This is a genomic window from Amycolatopsis sp. NPDC049252 (genome assembly GCF_043197175.1).
Lineage (GTDB): Bacteria > Actinomycetota > Actinomycetes > Mycobacteriales > Pseudonocardiaceae > Amycolatopsis.
This window is the reverse complement of the sequence record NZ_JBICSQ010000011.1, coordinates 154,571-175,609: the sequence shown is the minus strand read 5'-3', so window position 1 is coordinate 175,609 and position 21,039 is coordinate 154,571. Positions and strand designations below refer to the sequence as shown.

The window sequence follows — 21,039 nt, the reverse complement described above, 5'->3', positions numbered from 1 at the left end:
CTTCATCGTTCGACTTGCATGTGTTAAGCACGCCGCCAGCGTTCGTCCTGAGCCAGGATCAAACTCTCCAACAATGAACAGTTTAATCGAGGCAATTTAATGCTCTCAAAGGAACCTCATACGAGGTTTCAAAACATAAGCTCTACTGGCTTAGTTCACTAGCACACTGTTGAGTTCTCAAGCAACACACTCTGGACTCACCGCCTTATCAGCGGCTTTATCCTCGGCAGTTGTTCCAAGCGATATTCACAAACTTTTGGTCGAGCATGCCTCAGCCGACGAAGTTAGTCGTAGGGATTCGGCGGCCGCTCGTGGGCCGACGCTGAACATTACCCGGTCCGATCCGCGGTGTCAACCCGCTCGTCCCGTCCTGGTCTCCGGGGCTTGCGGCCCCGGTGTGACCCGGTGTTCCTGGCGACGAAGAGAAGATTACATGCCCCGAAACCGGTCCCGAACAGGGGGGTCACTTAACGGTATCGCCGCAGGTCAGAGTGCTCACGGAGGGCTACGACGGCAGGGTCGGCAGGTACCGCGGCGGGACCCGGGCCGGCGCGGCCCGTTCAAAGTCTGCCGCGAGCGCCAGCATCCGGCCGTCGGACCACCGCGCACCCATGAACGAGATACCCACCGGGAGCGGTCCGGCAAACCCCGCGGGCACGGTCACGTCCGGGTAGCCCGCGACGGCGGCCGGGGTCGAGGACGGGATCACGTCGTCGTCCCCCGTCGCGCAGTCGGTCTTCCACGCCGGCGGGTTGGTCGGCGAGACGATCGCGTCCAGGTGGTGCTTCGCCAGCGTCTCGTCCAGTGACCGGCGCGCGAGGTCCGACAGCTCGGCGCGCCCGGCGAGGTACCCCGGGTCGGTCGGCGGTGGCGCGGCCAGCGCCTGCTCGAACAGCTCCTGGCCGGCGAAGCAGGTCTGCTCCAGCGGGTCGGCGCGGTTGTACGCGATCAGCTCGGCCAGGTTCCGCGGCCCCCGCGGGCGGGTCGCCAGGTAGGCGTCGATGTCGCGGTGGAACTCCGTGAGCAGTGCCGGGAACTCCAGCTCGCCGAGCCGGTTCTGGTACGGCGGCGTGACTTCGACGACGGTCGCACCGGCCTTGACCAGGGAATTCTTCGCGGACGTCATGACCGCGTCGGTCGAAGGGCCGAGCACCGGCAGCCGCCACAGGCCGATCCGGGCGCCACGCAGCACGCCCGGCCGGAGCAGCTTCGCGTAGTCCGTGGGCTGGGTGCGCGGGTACTCCGCGGTGGCCGGGTCCGACGGGTCGCGGCCCTGGAGGGCCGACAGCGTGAGCGCGACGTCGACGACGTTGCGGGCGATCGGGCCGGCGGTGTCCTGCTCGGCGGAGATCGGCACCACGCCGGTGCGGCTGACCAGGCCGAGGCTCGGTTTGTGGCCGACCGTGGCGGTCATCCCGGCCGGGCAGACGATCGAACCGTCGGTCTCGCTGCCGATCGCGACCTGGGCCAGCGACGCGGCGACGCCGACCGCGGATCCGGCGGACGACCCGCACGGGTTGCGGTCCAGCACGTACGGGTTGTTCGTCTGGCCGCCGACGCCCGACCAGCCCGACGTCGGCTTCGCGGCACGGAAGTTCGCCCACTCGGACAGGTTCGCCTTGCCGAGGATCACCGCCCCCGCGTTCCGCAGCCGGGTGATCAGCGTGGCGTCCTTCGCCGGGTAGCTGCGCAGCGCCCGCGACCCGGCCGTCGTGTGCTGGTCGCGCGTGTCGACGTTGTCCTTGACCAGCACCGGGATGCCGTCGAGCGGCCCGCGCAGGTGGTGCGCCCGCCGCCGGGCGTCACTTTCGAGAGCCTGGCCGAGCGCCCCGGGGTTCAGCGCGAGCACGGCGTTGACCTGGCCGTCGACCTGGTGGATCCGGTCGAGGTAGAGCCGGGTCAGCCCGGCCGCGCTGAGCCGGCCGGACGCCATCCGCGCCTGCAGCGCCGGGATGTCGGCCGCGTCGAGGTCGAACCGCGAAGCGGACGCGGCGGGTGCGGCGGGGACGAGCACGAGTGCGGCGGCCAGGATCGCGAGGAACACCGGCCGCCGCCCCATTCAGAGCACCGGCAGCAGGGTGCGGAGTTCGTACGGGGTGACGGCGCTCCGGTAGTTGTCCCACTCGGAGCGCTTGTTCCGGAGGAAGAAGTCGTAGACGTGCTCGCCGAGTGCTTCCGGCAGGAGCTCGGACTTCTCCATCTCGGCCAGGGCTTCCCCCAGGTTCTGGGGCAACTGCGCGTAACCGGCGGCGCGCCGCTCGGAGTCCGACAGCTGCCAGATGTTGTCCTCGGCAGGTGGCGGCAGCTCGTACCCCTTCTCGATCCCCTTGAGCCCGGCGGCCAGGATGACCGAGTACGCGAGGTACGGGTTGCACGCGGAGTCCAGCGTACGGATTTCCACCCGTCGGGATGACGCCTTTCCGGGTGAATACATCGGCACCCGGACGAGGGCCGAGCGGTTCGCCCGGCCCCACGAAACCGTCGTCGGCGCCTCGCTTCCGCTGATCAGGCGCTTGTAGGAGTTCACCCACTGGTTGGTGACGGCGGAGATCTCCTTGGCGTGGTGCAGCAGCCCGGCGACGAACGCCTTGCCGGTCTCCGACAGCTCGTGCGGGTCCTCGGCGTCGTAGAAGGCGTTGCGATCACCCTCGAAGAGGCTGATGTGGGTGTGCATCCCGGAGCCGGGCTGGTCCGTGAACGGCTTCGGCATGAACGTCGCGCGCACGCCCTGGGTCAGTGCGACCTCCTTGACGACGTAACGGAACGTCATCACGTTGTCGGCCATGGTCAGGGCGTCGGCGTAGCGGAGGTCGATCTCCTGCTGGCCGGGCGCGCCCTCGTGGTGGCTGAACTCGACGGAGATGCCCATCGCCTCGAGGGTCTCGATGGCGTGGCGCCGGAAGTGCGTCGCCGTGGCGTGGCTGGCCTGGTCGAAGTAGCCGCCGTTGTCCGCGGGCTCCGGCTCGCTGCCGTCGTCCGGCAGGTTCGCGAGGAGGAAGAACTCGATCTCCGGGTGCACGTAGCAGGTGAAACCCGCTTCGGCGGCCTTCGACAGCTGGCGGCGCAGCACGTGGCGCGGGTCGGCCCACGACGGCGAGCCGTCCGGCATCGCGATGTCGCAGAACATCCGGGCCGAGTACGGGCTGCCGTCCGGGGTCTCCCAGGGCAGCACCTGGAAGGTGGCCGGGTCCGGCTTGGCGACCATGTCGGATTCGTAGACGCGCGCGAACCCTTCGATGGCCGAGCCGTCGAAGCCGATCCCCTCGGTGAAGGCGCCCTCGAGCTCGGCCGGCGCGACCGCGACGGACTTGAGGAACCCCAGCACATCGGTGAACCAGAGACGGACGAAACGGATGTCGCGCTCCTCGAGCGTGCGGAGCACGAATTCCTGCTGGCGATCCATGGCCGCACCCTAACGACAGCGTGTTAACGGGATGTTTCACGACGCGCCGAGGGTGACGAAGGTCAGTTCACCGGCACCGGAACGGGCTTCTTCGCGCGCTTGATGGACACCGACGCGACCGACGCGATCACGGCGAGGACGGCCGCGGAATACCAGGCCACGGTGTAGTTCCCGAGCTGGTCGCGGACCAGGCCGGCGGCCGACGCGGCGAACGCGGCCCCCAGCTGGTGGCAGGCGAAGACCCAGCCGAACACGATCGGGCCGGCGTCCCCGAAGGCGCGGACACACAGCGCGACGGTCGGCGGGACCGTGGCCACCCAGTCTAGGCCGTAGAACAGGATGAACGCCCACATGCTCGGCTGAACGGAGTCGATGAACAGCTGCGGGAGCAGGGCGAGCGAGAGCCCGCGCAGGGCGTAGTAGACGCCGAGCAGGACCCGCGGGTCGACGCGGTCGGTGAGCCAGCCGGAGAAGATCGTGCCGACGACGTCGAAGACGCCGACCAGGGCCAGCAGGCCGGCCGCGGTCGTCTGCGGCATGCCGTGGTCGTGGGCGGCCGGGACGAAGTGGGTGCCGACCAGGCCGTTCGTCGTCGCGCCGCAGATCGCGAAACCGACCGCGAGCAGCCAGAACGTCCGCGTGCGGGCCGCCGTCTTAAGGACGGACAGGGCGCGGCGGGCGGAGCCGGTCTTCGGCGCGGGGCGGGCTACCTCGGCGTCGGCGGGCGCGCCGTAGGCCGTGGTGCCGACGTCGGCGGGGTGGTCGCGGATGAGCAGCAGGACCACCGGGACGACGGCGAGCGCCGCGATGGCGATCACCAGTGACGCGGTGCGCCAGCCGGAGCCGACCGCCAGGTTCGCGATGAGCGGCAGGAAGATCAGCTGGCCGGTGGCGCCGGCCGCGGTCAGGACGCCGGTGACGACACCCCGGCTGCGGACGAACCACCGGGCCGCGACGGTCGCGGCGAAGCTCATCGCCATCGAGCCGGTGCCCGCGCCGATCAGCACGCCCCAGCAGAGGATCAGCTGCCAGCTCGCGGTCATGAACACCGTGCCGGCCGCGCCGACGGCGATGACGAACAACGCCGTCGCCGAGACCCGGCGGATGCCGAACCGCTCCATCAGGGCGGCCGCGAAGGGCGCGAAAAGGCCGTAGAGCACGAGGTTGACCGAGACGGCCGAGCTGATCGTGGCCGTCGACCAGCCGAACTCCTCGTGGAGCGGGTCGATGAGGACACCGGGGGCCGACCGGAAGCCGGCGGAGGCGAGCAACGCGACGAACGCGGCCCCGGCGATCAGCCAGGCGCGGTGCAGCTTCGGGGCGGGGCGGGTCTCGACAGTCACCCCCGCAGTCTCGTTGCGCGCGCGTGCCGGCGGAAGTGGCCTGAAGGACATCCTCCGCAAGGATCAGGCCACGACTAGGCTTCGGGGATGTCCCGCATCACCCTGCTGCTGGTGGTCCTCCTGACGGCCGGGTGCGCCGGTTCGCCCGACACGCGCGGGCCGTTCCCCGCGGGTGCCGATCTGGTCCGCGACGCGGCGACGTCGTTCGCGTCGGTGCGGAGCGTGCACTTCGCGGCCGGGGTCAACGGCGTCCTGCCGGACTTCCCGCTCCGGCAGATCGAAGGCGACGCGACGCTCGACGACGGCGGGTCCGCGACCGGCACGGCCGACGTCCAGGCGGGCAACGGGCACGTCAAGGCCCCCTTCGACGTGCGGGGCGACCAGATCGCGGGGCAGGGTGCGCTGCCCGGGGCGTACACGGTCGGTGCGTTCCTCGGGCCGAACTCCGGGCTGAAGCGGCTGCTCGACGGCGTCACCGACGCGAAGACCGAGGGCAAGGAGAACGTCGACGGCGTGGCCGCGCTGCGCGTCGGCGGCCGGGTGCCGGCGGCGGTCGCGCACAGCGTGCTGCCGCAGGTGACCGCCGACGTCGTCGTCAAGGTGTGGGTCTCGGCCGACGGCCCCCGGCGTTTCGTCCGGCTGTGGGCGCAGATCCCGCCGGCCGGCGACCACCTCAGCCCCGTGATGATCGAGCTGTCCCTGACGCCCCAGGCGTGATCACTGCCCCGTGCAGCGGGTGCCCTCCGCCGGGACCGTGCCGTCCACCAGGTAGGCCGTGCCCGCCTGGTCCACGCAGGAAATGCCCTGCAGGAACACCGTGTGCTGGGTGCCTTCGAAGGTGAGCAGCGCGCCCTTCAGGCCCTTCGCGAGGTTGACGCCGGCCTGGTACGGCGTGGCCGGGTCGTTCGTCGTCGAGATGACCAGCGTCTTCGCCAGGCCTTCGACGTTCGGCACGTGCGGCTCCGAGGTGTTCGGCACCGGCCAGAACGCGCAGGCGTCGCGGGCCGCGCTCGCCGGGCGGCCGTCGTCGAGGAACGGCGCGACCTGCACGTACTCCTCCTGCGCCTTGAGGATGACGGCCGGGTCGGTGACGCGCGGGTCGTCGACGCAGCGGATCGCGGTGAAGGCGTCCTGCGTGGTGCCGTACTTGCCGCTGGAGTCGCGCTCGTTGTAGATGTCGGCGAGCTTCTCGAGTGTCGCGCCGCGCTGCTGCTTCAGCTCGTTGAGTCCGGTGTTCAGCGCGTCCCAGAGACTCTCCTGGTAGAGCGCCTGGATCACGCCGGTGGTCGCGTCCTCGTAGGAGAGCTTGCGGCCGTCGCCGACCGGGACCGGGAAGTCGATCAGCGGCCGGACGAGGTTCTGGAACACCTTGACCGCGGCGGCCGGGTCCTGGCCGAGCGCGCAGTCCTGCTGGGCGGTGCACGACTTCGCGAACTGCGTGAACGCGCCGCCGAAGCCCTGGCCCTGCGCGACCAGCGACTCGACCGCGTCCTGGTCCGGGTCGACCGCGCCGTCGAGGATCATCGCGCGGACGTTCTTCGGGAACGCCTCGGCGTAGGTCGACCCCATCCGGGTGCCGTAGGAGTAGCCGAGGTAGGTCAGCTTCTCGTCGCCGAGGACCGAGCGCAGGACGTCGAGGTCCTTCACGACGTCGCGGGTGCCGACGTTGGCGAGCAGCCCGGTGCCGTCGTCGGTGCGCTGGGCGCACTTGGCGGCGAAGTCCTTTTCCTGCGCCTCCTGCTTGAGCACGCCCTGCGGCGAGCCGTCGGTCTCGCTGTCGTCGGCGCGGTCGGCGTCGCGCTCGGAGTCGGTCAGGCAGCGGATGATCGGCTGGCTCGCGCCGATCCCCCGCGGGTCGAAGCCGACCAGGTCGAAGCGCTTGCCGAGGTCCGTGTTCGCCGTCGGCTTGATCAGCCCGGCGGCGGCGACCATGCCCGAGGCGCCCGGTCCGCCCGGGTTGACCACCAGCGACCCGATCCGGTCGCCGCCGGTCGCCTTGTGCCGCAGCAGGCCGAGCGTGATGGTCGTTCCGTCCGGTTTGGTGTAGTCCAGGGGCACGGTCAGCCGCGCGCACTGGATGTCCTTCGCCTGGAACGCCGACCTCGCGTCCTCCGACGTCGCGTAAGGTGCGCAGTCGGCCCAGGTCAGGCTCTGGCCGTAGAACCGCTCCAGCCCCCCGGGCACCGGCCCGGACGGCGGGTGCGACTCGGTGGTCGGCGACGGCGGCGTGGTCTTGCCGGTGGACGTGCAGGCGGTCAGCGAGGCCGCGAGCAGCGCGGAAGCCGCGATCGCGGTGATCGTGCGACTACGGGACCTGGCGCTGGGATGTGGGAACACGGTTGGATCGTCCCATCCGGCCGCGGAACTCGAACGCACCACCGCCACGTTGGGTGGGGCAGGCCGGTCGAGCGAGAGAGAACGGGAGACCAGGGGTGGCAGCACTGATCAGCCGGGTGGGCAAACGGCTCCGCCGGATCATCCAGCGGCCGGGCAGCGTCGAGCTGACCCGCTACGAAGCACTGCTGCCCGCAGTCGAGAAGCTCGAACCCGAGCTCGAGAAGCTCTCCGACGAGGAGCTGACCGAGCGGGCCGGGAAGCTTCGCGAAACGCTGAAGGACACCGCGTTCGGCGACAATCACCTGATCGAGGTGTGCGCGCTCGGTCGTGAGGCCGCTCGGCGGGCACTGGGCGAGCGCGCGTTCGACGTCCAGATCCTCGGCACGATGGGCCTGCTCAGCAAGCACGTGGTGCAGATGGAGACCGGTGAGGGCAAGACGCTCGCCGGCGCGCTGGCCGCGGCCGGGTACGCGCTGCGCGGCAGGCGCGCGCACGTCGTCACGGTCAACGACTACCTGGCCCGGCGCGACGCCGAGTGGATGGGCCCGGTGTACGCGCTGCTCGGCGTGTCGGTCGGCTGGGTCGAGCCGTCGCACTCCCAGGCGGAGCGCAAGGAGGCCTACGCCAAGGACGTCACGTACGGCGCCGTCGCCGAAATCGGCTTCGACGTGCTGCGCGACCGCCTGGTCACGAACGTCGACGACCTCGTCCAGCCGGCCCCCGAGGTCGCGATCGTCGACGAGGCGGACTCCGTGCTGGTCGACGAGGCCCGCGTCCCGCTGGTGATGGCCGGCTCGATCGACCACACCGACGCCGACGAAGAGGTCGCGAAGGTCGTCCGTCGGCTGCGGCTCAACCTGCACTACGAGACCGACAGCGAAGGCCGCAACGCCTGGCTGACCGACGCCGGCGCGTCCGTCGTCGCGAAGTCGCTCGGCCTGGAGGTCGACGACCTCTACGGCGAGACGGCTTCGGACCGGCTCCCCGCGGTGAACGTCGCGCTGCACGCGCACGCGCTGCTCACCCGGGACGTCGACTACCTGGTCCGCGACGGCAAGGTCCAGCTGATCAACGCCGCCCGCGGCCGCGTCGCCGAGCTGCAGCGCTGGCCGGACGGCCTCCAGGCCGCCGTCGAAGCGAAGGAGCAGGTCAGCGCGACCGACCGCGGCGAGATCCTGGACTCGATCACCGTCCAGGCGCTGCTGGCGCGCTACCCCGAGGTCGCGGGCATGACCGGTACCGCGGTCGCGGTCGCCGAGCAGCTGCGCGAGTTCTACGAGCTCGAGGTCGCGGTCATCCCGCCGAACACCCCGAACGTCCGCGAGGACCTGGAGGACCGGGTCTTCGCGTCGCCGTCGCAGAAGCTGCGGGCGATCGAGGAGGAGATCCGCACGGTCCACGAGACCGGGCGGCCGATCCTCGTCGGCACCCAGGACGTCGCCGAGTCGGAGGAGCTGGCCGAGAAGCTGGCGAAGGTCGACCTCGAGTGCGTCGTGCTCAACGCGCGCAACGACGCCGAAGAGGCGTCGATCATCGCCGAGGCCGGCAAGAAGGGCGCGGTCACCGTGTCCACCCAGATGGCCGGGCGCGGTACCGACATCCGGCTGGGCGGCACCGACGGCGCGACCCGCGAAGAGGTCGTCGAGCTGGGCGGCCTGCACGTGATCGGCACCGCGCGGTACCCGTCGAGCCGGCTCGACGGCCAGCTGCGCGGCCGCTCCGGCCGGCAGGGCGACCCGGGCAGCGCGATCTTCTTCGCGAGCTTGAACGACGAGCTCGTGCTGTCGAACGCGCCGGACGTGCCCGACGGCATCACCGACGACGAAGAGACCGGCGAGATCACCGACAACGCGGCGCTGCGGCAGCTCAACCACGCCCAGCGCGTCGCCGAGGGTGTCGACCTGGAGATCCACCGCAACACCTGGCGCTACACGCGGCTGATCGAGCGGCAGCGGCGTGACCTGCTGACCCACCGCGACAAGGTGCTTCGCGAGGCGTACGCGGCGGAGAAGCTGGAGAAGGCGCACCCGGAGAAGTTCGCCGAGCTGAAGGAGAAGCTGGGCGACGACCAGGAGAAGCTGGAGCAGCTGTGCCGCGAGGTGCTGCTGTTCCACGTCGACCAGCTCTGGTCGGACCACCTGGCCTACCTGACCGACGTCCGCGAGAGCATCCACCTGCGGGCGCTGGCGCGCGAGACGCCGCTCGACGAGTTCCACCGCGCGGCGATCCCGGAGTTCCACAAGATCATCGCCGAGGCGGACTCGCGCGCGGCGAAGACGCTCGAAGAGGCCGAGCTGACCGACGACGGCATCGACCTCGGCGACGCGGGCGTCCGGCGGGCGAACACGACGTGGACCTACCTGGTGCACGACAACCCGTTCGACTCCGACTTCGAGCAGACCATCAAGAAGGTCCGGAGCATGATCAAGCGGAAGTAGCCCTACTTCCCGGAAACCCCCGCCCGATTAGCCCGGGCGGGGGTTTTTTCGGTTGCCCGGAACGGAAGGATGGGGCCATGCTCAAGATCCCGACGCTGTTCCGGCGCGACCCCGAAGACCTTCGGCGCGTCACCCGGGAAGTGCACCCGGCGTGCCAGTGGGTGCTCGACGGCCAAGGCGTGGCCACCCGCAAGTACGACGGCACCTGCGTCCGGCTCGACGAGTCCGGGGACTGGTGGGCGCGGCGCGAGGTGAAGCCGGGGAAGAGCGCGCCGGCCGGGTTCGAGGCCGTGCAGACCGACCCGGAGACGGGGAAGACGGTCGGCTGGGAGCCGGTGGAGCAGTCGCCGTTCGCGGAGTTCTTCGAGGAAGCGCGGGAGCGGCTTTTCGGTGCGGCGCCCGGCACCTACGAGCTGTGCGGACCGAAGGTCAACGGCGATCCGGAGAAGCTCGGCGCGCACCGGCTGGTCCCGCACGCGACCGCGCAGGAGTTCACCGGCCTCCCGCGCGACTTCGACGGGCTGATGGCGTGGCTGCTCGCGCACCCGGAGTTCGAGGGCGTCGTCTGGCACCACCGGGACGGGCGGATGGCGAAGCTCAAGCACCGGGACGCCGTCGCGTCGACCTAGGGTGGCTTTTCGCCCACATTCGCTCGGCTGGGCGGGTGGCGGTGCGTCAGAATGGCGGCATGCCGCAACTGCGCATCGCGCTCGCCCAGGTCAACCCCACCGTCGGCGACCTCGACGGCAACGCCGACCTGCACGTCGCCTGGACCCGCCGGGCCGCCGAAGCCGGCGCCCACGTCGTCGTCTTCCCCGAGATGTCCCTGACCGGCTACCCGGTCGAAGACCTCTCGCTGCGCCGCACGTTCGCCGAGGCATCGCGGCTGGGCGTCGAGGCGCTGGCGCGCCGGCTGGACGACGCAGGCTGCGGCGAAGTGCTGACCTACATCGGGTACCTCGACCTCGACGAGGCCGGCCCGCGCGACGCGGCGGCGGCGCTCTACCGCGGCGAGGTCGTCGCGCGGCAGTTCAAGCACCACCTCCCCAACTACGGCGTGTTCGACGAGCACCGCTGGTTCAAGCCGGGCACCACGCTCGACGTCGTCCGGTTCCACGGGCTCGACATCGGCATGGTCATCTGCGAGGACATCTGGCAGGACGGCGGGCCGATCTCGGCGCTGGGCCGGGCCGGGGTCGACCTCGTGGTGGCGCCGAACGCCTCGCCGTACGAACGGTCCAAGGACGAGCAGCGGCTGCCGCTCGTGGCCCGCCGCGCCGCCGAAGCCGGCGCGCCGCTGGTCTACACCAACCAGGTCGGCGGCCAGGACGACCTCGTCTTCGACGGCGACTCGCTCGTCGTCGGCGCGGACGGCTCGGTGGTGGCGCGCGCGCCGCAGTTCGTCGAGCACCTGCTCGTGCTCGACCTGGACCTCACCGCGGGCGGGCACGCCGGCGACGGTGACCTCGAAGGCCTGCACGTCCGGCGGCGGGTGCTGAGTTCCGAACCGCTGCCGTCCTACGAGCCGACGGCCGAGCCGGTCATCAGCGAGCCGCTGTCGGACGAGGCCGAGGTGTGGTCGGCGCTGGTCGTCGGGCTGCGGGACTACGTGCACAAGAACGGCTTCTCGTCGGTGATCTTCGGCTTCTCCGGTGGCATCGACTCGGCGGTGTGCGCGGCGCTGGCCGCGGACGCGCTGGGCGGCGACAACGTCTACGGCGTCTCGATGCCGTCGAAGTACTCCTCGGGCCACTCGAAGGACGACGCGGCCGACCTCGCGCAGCGGATCGGCGCGCACTACCGGGTCGAGCCGGTCGAGGACATGGTCCGCGTCTACGTCGAGCAGCTGAACCTGACGGGCCTCGCCGAGGAGAACATCCAGGCGCGCACCCGCGGCATGCTCCTCATGGCACTGTCCAACCTGGACGGTCACCTGGTCCTCGCCACCGGCAACAAGACCGAGCTGGCCGTCGGGTACTCCACGATCTACGGCGACGCGGTCGGCGCGTTCGCCCCGATCAAGGACGTCTTCAAGACGCACGTCTGGCAGCTGGCGCGGTGGCGCAACGCGGAGGCTTTGAGGCGCGGCGAAACGCCGCCGATCCCGGAGAACTCGATCTCCAAGCCGCCGTCGGCCGAGCTGCGGCCGGGGCAGATGGACTCCGACTCGCTGCCGGACTACGCGCTGCTCGACGACATCCTCGACGACTACGTCGAGGGCGACCGCGGGTACGCCGACCTCGTCGAGGCCGGTTTCGCGCCGGAGACGATCGACCGCGTGGTGCGGATGGTCGACAAGGCCGAGTACAAGCGGCGCCAGTACCCGCCGGGCACGAAGATCACGCTCAAGGCGTTCGGCCGCGACCGGCGGCTCCCGATGACCAACGCGTGGCGCGAGGGCAAGGCCTAACTCAACGCCACCTGGCGGCCTTCCGGGGTGCGGACAGCGGCGGTCAAGCCCGCGCGGTCGGCGCGCCGGACCAGGAGCTCCAGGCCCAGCGCGTCCGTCACCGCGAGGACCGAGTCCGGGTCCGGGTGGGTGCCCGTCACCATGAGCAGCGGCAGGGACGGCAGGCCGCGGGTCGTCGGGTGCGGGGTGCTGCCCCAGTCGATGAGGAACGGCGTGAGGGTGCCCGGGACGCTCGTCGGGGTCAGGCGCCAGCGCAGCAACTCGCCTTCGGCGGTCTCGCGGGACATCTCGACGGCGTCACCCGGGTCGAAACCGTGGGCGCGGGCGTTCTTGATCGTGGCGTCGATGTCCGTGGTGCGCACGGCCCAGGCCACCAGGGCCGGCTCGGTGAGGTCGTCGATGCCGAACGGCCGCTTCCGCGCAGGCTCCGGCTGGGCCGGGTCGGGCCCGATCACCTCCAGGTAGGCACCGGCGCCGAGGTCGGCGAGGTGGTTGGCCGTGCCCACGCCGACGTGACTGCCGCCGGGCGCGGGGGTGACCCCGGTGAGTTCCTTGACGCGCGCGACGGCCTCGGCGAGGTCCGGTCCGGCGTAGACGAGGTGGTCCAGCACCGGCCCATCATCCCGTGGCCGAGCCACCGCCGACAGCCTCCCTTCGGTCGTAGGCTGGCCGCATGACACCGGGGTTCACGGTCTTCGACACGGCGATCGGGGTGTGCGGGCTCGCGTGGCGGGACGACGTCGTGATCGGGACGTCGCTGCCGGAGGGCAGTGCTGCGCGCACCCGCGCGTGGCTGGCTCAGCGGTTCCCGGAGGCCGTCGAAGGTCCGCCGCCTCCGCCGGTTCAGGCGGCGGTCGACGAGATCGTCGCCCTGCTGGCCGGCGAGCGCCGCGACCTCGCCGGGATCGAGCTGGACCTGGCCGCGGTGCCCGAGTTCAACCGGCGCGCGTACGAGATCGCGCGCACCATCCCGCCGGGCAAGACCCTGACCTACGGCGACATCGCGCACCGGCTCGGGATGCCCGGGTCGGCGCAGGCGGTCGGGCAGGCGATGGGGCACAACCCGTTCCCGATCGTCGTGCCGTGCCACCGGGTCCTGGCCGCGGGCGGGCGCGACGGCGGCTTCTCGGCGCGCGGCGGAGTGGCGACGAAACGCCGGATGCTCGTGATCGAGGGCGCGCTGGCGGACGAGCCGACGTTGTTCTGACGCCCGCCCGCCCTGTCGCGCCGGGCCGTGCCGTGTGCGGAACGCCGACACGGGCGATCGAACGGACGACACGCGTACCCGGAGGGACGACACACGTACCTGGACGGACGACACGCGTACCTGGGGCGTCGGGTCGCGTGCCGGGAGGGTCGGTCAGGCTGGTTGGGGGCTGGGTTTCCAGGGTTTCATCCAGGGGGTTTCCGGCCAGTTTTCGGCCGCGGCCATCAGCGGGAAGGCGGTGGCGCCGTCGACGTGCTCGCGGATGATGTCCGCGTGGCCGGCGTGGCGGGCCGTCTCCTCGATCAGGTGCAGCAGGACCCAGCGGACCGACCAGGCGTCGACGTCGGTCGGGTACCAGGGGACGCCCTTCGGCACCGGGACCGGGCGGCCGAGGTCGTCGATCCGGCCGATGACCTCCGCCGTGCGGGCGGCGACCTCGTCGTAGCGCTCCAGGACGCTCTGCAGTGTCTCCTCCGGGCCCAGCCGGTACGCCTCGGCGTAGTCCTGCATCGCCTCGTCGAACGGCTTCTGGGGCAGCTGCAGGGCGATGTCGATCCAGCCGTCTTCGGTGCTGGCGACGTGCTTGATCAAGCCGCCCACCGACAGCGAACTCTTCGTCGGCGCGTAGCGCGCCTGCTCGTCGGTCAGGCCGTGTGCGGCCAGTTTGAGCACGTAACGCTGTTGCTCGAGGAAGCGCAGCAAGCCCTCACGCTCGTCGGCCACCGGGGGCACGTTTCCCGCCATGTCGTTCTCTCCTCCGGAGTCGGGAACCAGATACTCCCATCCGGCACCGACAATTTCGAAAGATCAGACCCGGGGAGCGTGCCGCGGCGCCGGCTTGACGAAGGCGTACACGCCGCCCGCGCCGAACAGCACCGCGCGGACCGCCAGCTGCAGGCGGCTGAACACGCCTTCGAACTCGCCCAGCTGCCGGGCGAGGATCACCGCCAGCCAGGTCGCCATCACCACCACGAGCCCGATGACGGCGAGCCGGCGCCAGCCCGGCGGCCACCACAGCACCAGGCTGATCACCCCGATCACGAGCACGATGCTCAGCAGCGACGAGATCACGCCGCTGCTGTCCGGGTAAGCGGCCTGGAACAGCACGACGACCCCGAACACGCTCACCGAGATCGAGCTCAGCCGCGCCTGCCACTGGACCGGCCCGAGCCGGTGCAGCGGCGGCCCGGCGAGCAGGAACGCGGCTCCCGAGATCGCGAGCAGGATCCGGAACACGGGCGGGCCGGCGAGCAGCGCGTCGGCCGGGTCCCGCACCGGCGACACCCCCGTCGGCACGAAGAACTCGAGCAGCCAACCCGAATAGGCGATCACGGCCATCCCCATGAGGAGAGCCGAGGCGATCCGAGCCGTGCGCACGTCGCACACATTAAGCGAACGCCTGCCATCGCGCGGGTCCAGCGTGATCAGGGCGACCCAGTCGTTATCCCTGCGGACGGACGAACGGGAACAGCACCGTCTGGCGGATCGACGCTCCCGTCAACATCATGAGCAGGCGATCCACGCCCAGGCCGAGGCCTCCGGTCGGCGGCATTCCGTGCTCCAGGGCCAGCAAAAAGTCCTCGTCCAGCTCCATCGCTTCGACGTCACCACTGGCCGCGCGCAAGGACTGCGCCTCCAGCCGGCGCCGCTGCTCGATCGGGTCCGTCAGCTCGGTGTAGGCCGTGCCGACCTCCGAGCCGAACGCGATCAGGTCCCAGCGCTCCGCCAGCAGCGGGTCGGTCCGGTGCTGGCGGGTCAGCGGCGAGACGTCCGTCGGGTAGTCCGTGTAGAACGTCGGCAGCACGGTCGAGCCCTCGACGAGGTGCTCGTGGGCCTTCAGCACGAGATCACCGTGGCTCGGGTCCTCCCCGACCGGCACGCCGGCCGCGAGGCAGAACCGGCGCAGGTCCGCCACGGACGTACCCGAGTCGACGTGCTCACCCAACGCCGCCGAGACGGCTTCGTGGACCGGGATCACCGGCCAGTCACCGGAGATGTCGTACTCGACGAACTTGCCATCGGCGTCGGGGCGGCGCACGACCTGAGCGCCGTATGCCGCTTCGGCCGCGTGCTGGACAAGGCCGGTCACCAGGGTGCGCATGGTGTCGTAGTCCGCGTACGCCTGGTACGCCTCGAGCATCGTGAACTCGGGGTTGTGGGTCGCGTCGACGCCTTCGTTGCGGAAGTTGCGGTTGAGCTCGAAGACGCGCTCGACGCCGGCCACGCACAGCCGCTTGAGGTACAGCTCGGGCGCGATCCGCAGGTACATCCGCATGTCGTAGGCGTTGATGTGGGTGACGAACGGCCGGGCGTTGGCGCCGCCGTGGACCGTCTGCAGCATCGGCGTCTCGACTTCGAGGTAGTCGGCCTGGTGCAGCCGCTCCCGCACCGCGCGGACCACTGTGGACCGCAGCCGGAGCATGTTCGTCGAGTCCGGGTTGACCGCCAGGTCGAGGTAGCGCTGCCGCACCCGCGTCTCCGGGTCGGTGAGGCCCTTCCGCTTGTCCGGCAGCGGGTGCAGGCACTTCGCGGTGACCGTCCACTCGTCGACGAGCACCGAGAGCTCGCCCCGCCTCGACGTGACGACCTGGCCGCTGACGCCGACGTGGTCCCCGAGGTCGACGCCGGTCCGCCAGCCCGTGAGGTCCAGCTCGCCCGCGTCCAGCATCAGCTGGATCTCGCCGCTGAAGTCCTTGACGCGCGCGAAGCACAGCCCGCCGAGGGTGCGCATGGCCAGCACGCGCCCGGCGATCCGGACCCGGTGCCCGGTGGCGGTGTCCGGGTCGAGCGCGCCGAACTTCGCCACGACGTCGCCGATGTGGTCGTCGCGGCGGAAGCCGACCGGGTACGGGTCGATCCCGGCTTCGCGCAGCTTGCCGAGCTTCGCGACGCGGACGCGCACCTGCTCGGGCCGCCGCACGGCCTTCGCCACCGGCACCGCGGCCGACTCCTCGATCTCCCGGACGCGGGCGACGAAGCCGTCGGTGACCGTCTCGAGCCGCAGTGAGCGCGACCGTCCGGTCGGGACGAACCCCTCGAGCGCGCCCGCGACGATGCCGACGCGCGGCAGCCGCCGGGCCGAGGAGTAGCAGAGGAACCGCGGCTCCCACTCCGGGCCGTACTTGGCGTTGGAGCGGTACAGCGACTCCAGCTGGAAGAACCGCGACGCGACGCTCAGGACCCCGCGCCAGGCGCGCAGCACCGGGCCCGCACCGATCCGCTCCCCCTCGGAAAAGACCGCGCGGAACATGGCGAAGTTGAGCGAGATCCGCTGCGCGCCCAGGACCTGCCCGGCCGCGACGACCTCGGCGATCATGTACTCGTTGAGGCCGTTCTCGGCGTCGCGGTCGCGGCGCATGAGGTCCAGCGACAGCCCCCGGCGTCCCCACGGGACGAACGACAGCAGCCCGCGCAGCTCGCCGGCGGCGTCGTAGGCCTCGACCATCACGCTGCGCCCGTCACTCGGGTCGCCGAGGCGACCCAGCGCCATCGAGAACCCGCGTTCGGTCTCGGCGCCGCGCCAGGCCTGCGCCCGGGCCAGGAGCTCGGCCATCTCGCCGTCGGGGATTTCGCCGTGCCGGCGCACGCGCGAGGTGTAGCCGGCGCGCTCGATGCGCTTGACGGCCTGGCGGACCGAACGCCGCTCCGGCCCGGCGAGGCTGAACTCGCGGACGTCGAGCACCGCCTCGTCGCCGATCTCCAGCGCCCGCATGCCCGCGCCGGTGTACACCTTGGCGCCGCGTTCACTGGCCCCGAGCACCCCCGGGGTCCAGCCGTACGTGCGCGTCTCGTCGAGCCACGCGCGCACCGCGTCCGGCCACGCCTCGGGGTCGCCGATCGGGTCCGCGCTGGCGACGCTGGTACCGCCGAGCACGCGGTAGGTGACCGCGGCGCGGCCGTTCGGCGCGAAGACGACGCTCTTGTCGCGCCGGGTGGCGAAGTAGCCGAGGGAGTCGTCCTCGCCGTGTTCGGCGAGCAGCTCCCGCACGCGCAGCTCCTCCTGGTCGGTGCGCAGCCGGCGGCTGCGGACCCCGCGGAACAGCATGTACAGCGCGGCCGTGGCGACGAGCGTCGCGCTCAGGTCGAGGAAGACGTCCAGCCAGGCCGGCCCCTCGCCAACGCCGATCTTGCGCAGCTGCAGGTTCTCACCGGTGGCGTGGTTGACGACCCAGGCGAAGCGCTCCCACGAGTCGCCGAGGTGGCCGGGGAACGTCTCGGCCAGCAGCCAGCCGACCAGGATGACCACGGCGAACCCGCCGAACAGCATGGTCAGGCCGTCACGCCAGGCGCTCGGCGCGAGCCGGGCCGGGAAGGCCGGGCGCAGCGCGAGCAGGAACACGATCAGCCCGATCGAGAGCACGTCGGCCGCGGTGAGGACCCACAGCTGCGCCGGGATGTGCCGGATCTGCTTCGGCCCGAGCGTCAGCAGATCGGGTGACCAGATCAGCGTCGCCTGCAGGGCCAGGGTGAGCAGCAGCCCGCCGACCTGGAACAGCACGAGCGTGCCGAGCGCCGCCTTCTTGCGGCGGCGCAGGGCCCCGCCCAGCACGACCAGCAGCAGCACCATCACCAAGCTCGCGCTGGTGGGCACGCTCAGGGCCGAGAAGCCCATGTCGAGGCCGTTCATCAGCCGCCCGCGCGGGCCGCCGGTCAGCAGCAGGACCACCGAGAACACCGCGGCCAGCTGCACCACGGTGGCGACGATGCCGCCGCTCTTCGCCTTCCAGGCGGGAATGCGCGTGCGCGCGGTGGTGCCCATCGTCGCCGTTGTCGCCTTTCGCGGCCGTTCGGTCGCCATGCTCTTCATGACCTCTTCTTGACGTCAGTGAACCCAGGTTGGTTGTCCCCCGACATCAACCTGAAGGCTGATGCCGTCTGGTCCCGCCGCACGACGGTGTGAAGCTGGTCGCACGGAGTCGAGGTCGGTGCGGGTGCGTGTCACGCTTTGAGACGCCTGTTGAGACGCATCTGCTCCACGACCCGGGGACCTCACCCAGGCCCCGAGGGAAGGACGGTCGACGACGATGTCAGCCACCGACAAAACCTCCTCCGACGAGGTGGCCGCGCCCTACGGCACCGGATCCGCCGCACCCGCGGCGCCCAGTCCGGGCCGGAAGGTCCGCGTGCACCACCTGCGGGAGCTCAAGGAACGCGGCGAGCCGTGGCCCATGCTCACCGCCTACGACATGTACACCGCCGCGCTGTTCGACGAGGCCGGGATCCCGGTGCTGCTCGTCGGCGACTCCGCGGCCAACAACGTCTTCGGCTACGACACCTCGCTGCCGGTGACCGTCGACGAGCTGCTGCCGCTGGTGCGGGCGGTGACGCGGTCGGTCAAGCGCGCCCTCGTGGTCGCCGACCTGCCGTTCGGCTCCTACCAGCTCTCGCCGCAGCAGGCGCTGGAGACGTCGGTGCGGTTCATGAAGGAGGGCCGCGCGCACGCCGTCAAACTGGAGGGCGGGCGCCGGTTCGCCGCGCACGTCGAGGCGCTGACGTCGGCGGGCGTGCCGGTCATGGGTCACATCGGGTTCACCCCGCAGAGTGAACACAACCTCGGCGGCTACCGGGTGCAGGGGCGCGGCGAAGCAGCGGACGTGCTGCTCGCCGACGCGCTGGCGCTGCAGGAGGCCGGGGCGTTCGCGGTGGTGATGGAGATGGTGCCCGCCGAAGCCGCCAAGCGCGTCACCGCGGAGCTGCAGATCCCGACCGTCGGCATCGGCGCCGGCCCGGACTGCGACGCGCAGGTGCTCGTCTGGCAGGACATGGCCGGGCTGCGGCGCGGCAAGGCACCGCGGTTCGTCAAGCGCTACGCCGACGTCGCGACGGTGCTGCAGGACGCGGCGACGGCGTTCGCCGAGGACGTCCGCCGCGGTGAGTTCCCGGCACCCGAGCACGAGTTCCACGACTAACCCCGGCCCTTGAACCGCTCGGCCAGTGCCGGGTCGTTCTCCCACCACAGCCCCGACGACCCCGTTGCGGCGCCCGAAGCGGCTTCCTCGTCCAGCTGGACGTCGATCTGCTTCGCGCGCCGCTCGTCGTCGCGGGCCCAGCGGACGAACAGCGCGATGACGAACGGCAGGCCGGCGACGTCGCCGCCGATCCACAGCACACCCGCGCCGACGATCTGGTCGGTGCGCGGGTCCGGGCCCCAGCCCGGGTGCGCGGCCGCGTAGTGGGCCGGCGCGAGCAGCGGGCCGAGCCACAGCACCAGGCCGAGGGCGCCGTCGAAGACGACCTCGGTGAAGGCGATCCACACCGACACCAGGTGCGGGTCCGTGCGCGGGGTCGGGTCGAGCCCCAGCCGCGTCCAGAAGTAGACGAACCCGGACAGGACGAGCATCGCCCGGGCCAGTCCGTCGACCACCGGTTCCCGGAGCGTGAGGTCGTAGAGCGGGGTCAGGTAGAGCGCCAGGACCGGCACGACCAGGGCGAGCGTGATCACCGGCGGGAAGGTCAGCGCACGGGCCACCGGGCCGCGGCCGTGCCGTCGCAGCCATCGGGCCGGGGTGACGTCGAGCAGCAACCGGATCGGTGCGCCCAAGGCCAGCAGCAGCGGCGTGATCATCAGCAGCGTGACGGTCTGGACCGCGCGAACCCAGAAGAACGTCCGGTCGTAGAAGGCCAACGGCGAGCAGGTGACGACGAGGATGGTCGCGAGCCCGGTGAGGAACGCCGTCGTGCGGCCCGGTGGCCACGAGCGGTGGCGCGTCGCCCGGAGGTAGAGCCCGCCCAGAATGAGCACGACGAGCACCGCGGGAACGTCCAAGGTGAGAGGCACGTCAGACCGCGAAGAAGATCAGGCTGGCGATTCCGGCGACCACGCAGTAAATCGCGAACGGGGTCAACGTGCGCGTTTCGAAGTAGCCCGTCAGGAACCGGACGGAAATGTACGAAGCGACCCCGGCGACGACGCTGCCGACGAGGGCCGGGCCGAGCGAAGCGTGGTTCTCCGGGGTGAACAGCGTCGGCATCTTCAGCACGCCGGCGGCCAGGATCACCGGTGTGGCAAGGAGGAACGCGAACCGAGCGGCGTCCTCGTGACCCAGCCCGCGGCGCAGGCCGGCGACCATCGTGATGCCGGAGCGGCTGATGCCGGGCAGCAATGCGAAGATCTGCGCCGCGCCGATCAGGACGGCTTCGCCGACACCCAGTTTCGCCAGCCGGACGTCGGTCGCCTCCTCGACGGTGACGGCCCGCATCACGAGCGTTTCCTCCGCCGAGAAGTCCACTGTGTCGTCGTTCTCTTCGGGACGCCGGTGCGAGAACTTCTCGGCGGCGTAGAGGACACCGCCGTTGAGCGCGAGGAAGATCGCCGCCGGCACCGGCTTGCCGAGGACGTCGCGCAGCAGCCCTTCGAACAGCAGGCCGGCCAGCCCGACCGGGATCGTGGCGAGCACGAGCAGCCACGCGAGCCGCTGGTCCGGCGTGCGGACCTCGCGGTAGCGGACCGAGGTCCAGAGGCCGCGGACGATCCGCACCCAGTCCTTCCGGAAGAACAGGACCAGCGCGAGGGCGGTCGCCACGTGCATGGCCACGAGTACCGCGAGGTAGGGCGAGTCCTTGCCGATGCTCAGGTCCTGCTGCCACTGGCCGCCGAGCCAGGCGGGCAACAGGATGCTGTGGCCGAGACTGGACACCGGAAACAATTCCGACACCCCTTGCAAGGCGCCGACGACAATCGCCTCGACATAGGTCACCGCGGACATTCCGTGCCTTTCGTACAGCGTTTCCTCGACCCCGACACCGGAACGTACCGGCGCTTTCGTTAACGGCGCGCAAGGGGACCCCCGGCGCTCAGCGTGCTCTCAGCGCATGTTCGCATACATGAACGTCAATCATGTCCTTGACTGGCGTTCGGATCGTGGCTTACCGTTTAAGCCGTCGCCGCCACGACGGAGTTC

At 71.0% G+C, this 21,039-nt stretch carries 16 protein-coding genes and 1 rRNA gene; 6 read left to right on the top strand and 11 right to left on the bottom strand.

Annotated elements, in window-relative coordinates; all coding sequences use genetic code 11:
- The 4 genes from ACGFMK_RS16620 to ACGFMK_RS16605 form a co-directional block, all read right to left on the bottom strand.
- Nucleotides 1-74, bottom strand: a 16S ribosomal RNA gene (locus tag ACGFMK_RS16620); the annotation flags it as partial.
- Nucleotides 75-505: 431 nt separating this feature from the next.
- A complete protein-coding gene (locus ACGFMK_RS16615) occupies nucleotides 506-2,059 on the bottom strand; it encodes an amidase (protein ID WP_392763261.1) in 1,554 nt (517 codons plus the stop codon).
- Entirely contained in the window at nucleotides 2,060-3,403 is a 1,344-nt protein-coding gene (gene glnA, locus ACGFMK_RS16610) for a type I glutamate--ammonia ligase (protein ID WP_323334309.1), read from the bottom strand.
- A 62-nt stretch (nucleotides 3,404-3,465) separates the two neighbouring features.
- Complete coding sequence (locus ACGFMK_RS16605) at nucleotides 3,466-4,746, bottom strand: MFS transporter (protein WP_392763258.1); 1,281 nt, start codon at nucleotides 4,744-4,746, stop codon at nucleotides 3,466-3,468.
- A gap of 87 nt (nucleotides 4,747-4,833) precedes the next feature.
- Here ACGFMK_RS16605 and ACGFMK_RS16600 point away from each other — a divergent pair, with 87 nt between their 5' ends.
- A complete protein-coding gene (locus ACGFMK_RS16600; protein ID WP_392763255.1) occupies nucleotides 4,834-5,463 on the top strand; it encodes an LppX_LprAFG lipoprotein in 630 nt (209 codons plus the stop codon).
- Here ACGFMK_RS16600 and ACGFMK_RS16595 read toward each other — a convergent pair whose 3' ends face one another.
- A complete protein-coding gene (locus tag ACGFMK_RS16595; RefSeq protein ID WP_392763252.1) occupies nucleotides 5,464-7,083 on the bottom strand; it encodes an alpha/beta hydrolase in 1,620 nt (539 codons plus the stop codon).
- 95 nt (nucleotides 7,084-7,178) lie between these two features.
- Here ACGFMK_RS16595 and secA2 point away from each other — a divergent pair, with 95 nt between their 5' ends.
- The 3 genes from secA2 (at nucleotide 7,179) to ACGFMK_RS16580 (ending at nucleotide 11,931) form a co-directional block, all read left to right on the top strand.
- A complete protein-coding gene (gene secA2, locus ACGFMK_RS16590) occupies nucleotides 7,179-9,521 on the top strand; it encodes an accessory Sec system translocase SecA2 (RefSeq protein WP_392763249.1) in 2,343 nt (780 codons plus the stop codon).
- A gap of 77 nt (nucleotides 9,522-9,598) precedes the next feature.
- Nucleotides 9,599-10,150 (top strand): DUF5565 family protein, encoded by a 552-nt coding sequence (locus tag ACGFMK_RS16585; RefSeq protein ID WP_392763246.1) that lies wholly within the window; start codon nucleotides 9,599-9,601, stop codon nucleotides 10,148-10,150.
- 59 nt (nucleotides 10,151-10,209) lie between these two features.
- Complete coding sequence (locus tag ACGFMK_RS16580) at nucleotides 10,210-11,931, top strand: NAD+ synthase (protein ID WP_392763243.1); 1,722 nt, start codon at nucleotides 10,210-10,212, stop codon at nucleotides 11,929-11,931.
- Here ACGFMK_RS16580 and ACGFMK_RS16575 read toward each other — a convergent pair.
- Nucleotides 11,928-12,542, bottom strand: coding sequence for a VOC family protein (locus tag ACGFMK_RS16575; protein ID WP_392763241.1), 615 nt, complete (start codon nucleotides 12,540-12,542; stop codon nucleotides 11,928-11,930). The two genes, ACGFMK_RS16580 and ACGFMK_RS16575, sit on opposite strands and share 4 nt — an antisense overlap.
- Nucleotides 12,543-12,604: 62 nt before the next feature.
- On the opposite strand from ACGFMK_RS16575, the gene ACGFMK_RS16570 reads away from it, so the two are divergent.
- On the top strand, nucleotides 12,605-13,138 hold the full coding sequence (locus ACGFMK_RS16570; protein WP_392763238.1) for a methylated-DNA--[protein]-cysteine S-methyltransferase: 534 nt from the start codon (nucleotides 12,605-12,607) through the stop codon (nucleotides 13,136-13,138).
- A 153-nt stretch (nucleotides 13,139-13,291) separates the two neighbouring features.
- On the opposite strand, the gene ACGFMK_RS16565 is transcribed toward ACGFMK_RS16570, so the two are convergent.
- The 3 genes from ACGFMK_RS16565 to lysX all read right to left on the bottom strand — a co-directional run bounded on the left by ACGFMK_RS16565 (nucleotide 13,292) and on the right by lysX (nucleotide 17,897).
- Nucleotides 13,292-13,882: a DinB family protein gene (locus tag ACGFMK_RS16565; protein ID WP_392763236.1), complete on the bottom strand. Its 591-nt coding sequence runs from the start codon at nucleotides 13,880-13,882 to the stop codon at nucleotides 13,292-13,294.
- 63 nt (nucleotides 13,883-13,945) lie between these two features.
- On the bottom strand, nucleotides 13,946-14,515 hold the full coding sequence (locus ACGFMK_RS16560; protein WP_392763233.1) for a hypothetical protein: 570 nt from the start codon (nucleotides 14,513-14,515) through the stop codon (nucleotides 13,946-13,948).
- Nucleotides 14,516-14,579: 64 nt separating this feature from the next.
- On the bottom strand, nucleotides 14,580-17,897 hold the full coding sequence (gene lysX / locus ACGFMK_RS16555; RefSeq protein ID WP_392763288.1) for a bifunctional lysylphosphatidylglycerol synthetase/lysine--tRNA ligase LysX: 3,318 nt from the start codon (nucleotides 17,895-17,897) through the stop codon (nucleotides 14,580-14,582).
- Between the two features lie 265 nt (nucleotides 17,898-18,162).
- Here lysX and panB point away from each other — a divergent pair, with 265 nt between their 5' ends.
- Nucleotides 18,163-19,047, top strand: a complete 885-nt coding sequence (gene panB, locus ACGFMK_RS16550; protein ID WP_392763231.1) for a 3-methyl-2-oxobutanoate hydroxymethyltransferase — start codon at nucleotides 18,163-18,165, stop codon at nucleotides 19,045-19,047.
- Here panB and ACGFMK_RS16545 read toward each other — a convergent pair.
- Nucleotides 19,044-19,916 (bottom strand): cytochrome c oxidase assembly protein, encoded by an 873-nt coding sequence (locus ACGFMK_RS16545; RefSeq protein WP_392763229.1) that lies wholly within the window; start codon nucleotides 19,914-19,916, stop codon nucleotides 19,044-19,046. The genes panB and ACGFMK_RS16545 overlap by 4 nt on opposite strands.
- Before the next feature lies 1 nt (nucleotide 19,917).
- Nucleotides 19,918-20,844 carry an undecaprenyl-diphosphate phosphatase gene (locus tag ACGFMK_RS16540; RefSeq protein WP_392763226.1) on the bottom strand — a complete coding sequence of 309 codons (927 nt, stop codon included), beginning with the start codon at nucleotides 20,842-20,844 and terminating at the stop codon, nucleotides 19,918-19,920.
- Nucleotides 20,845-21,039: the final 195 nt, after the last annotated feature.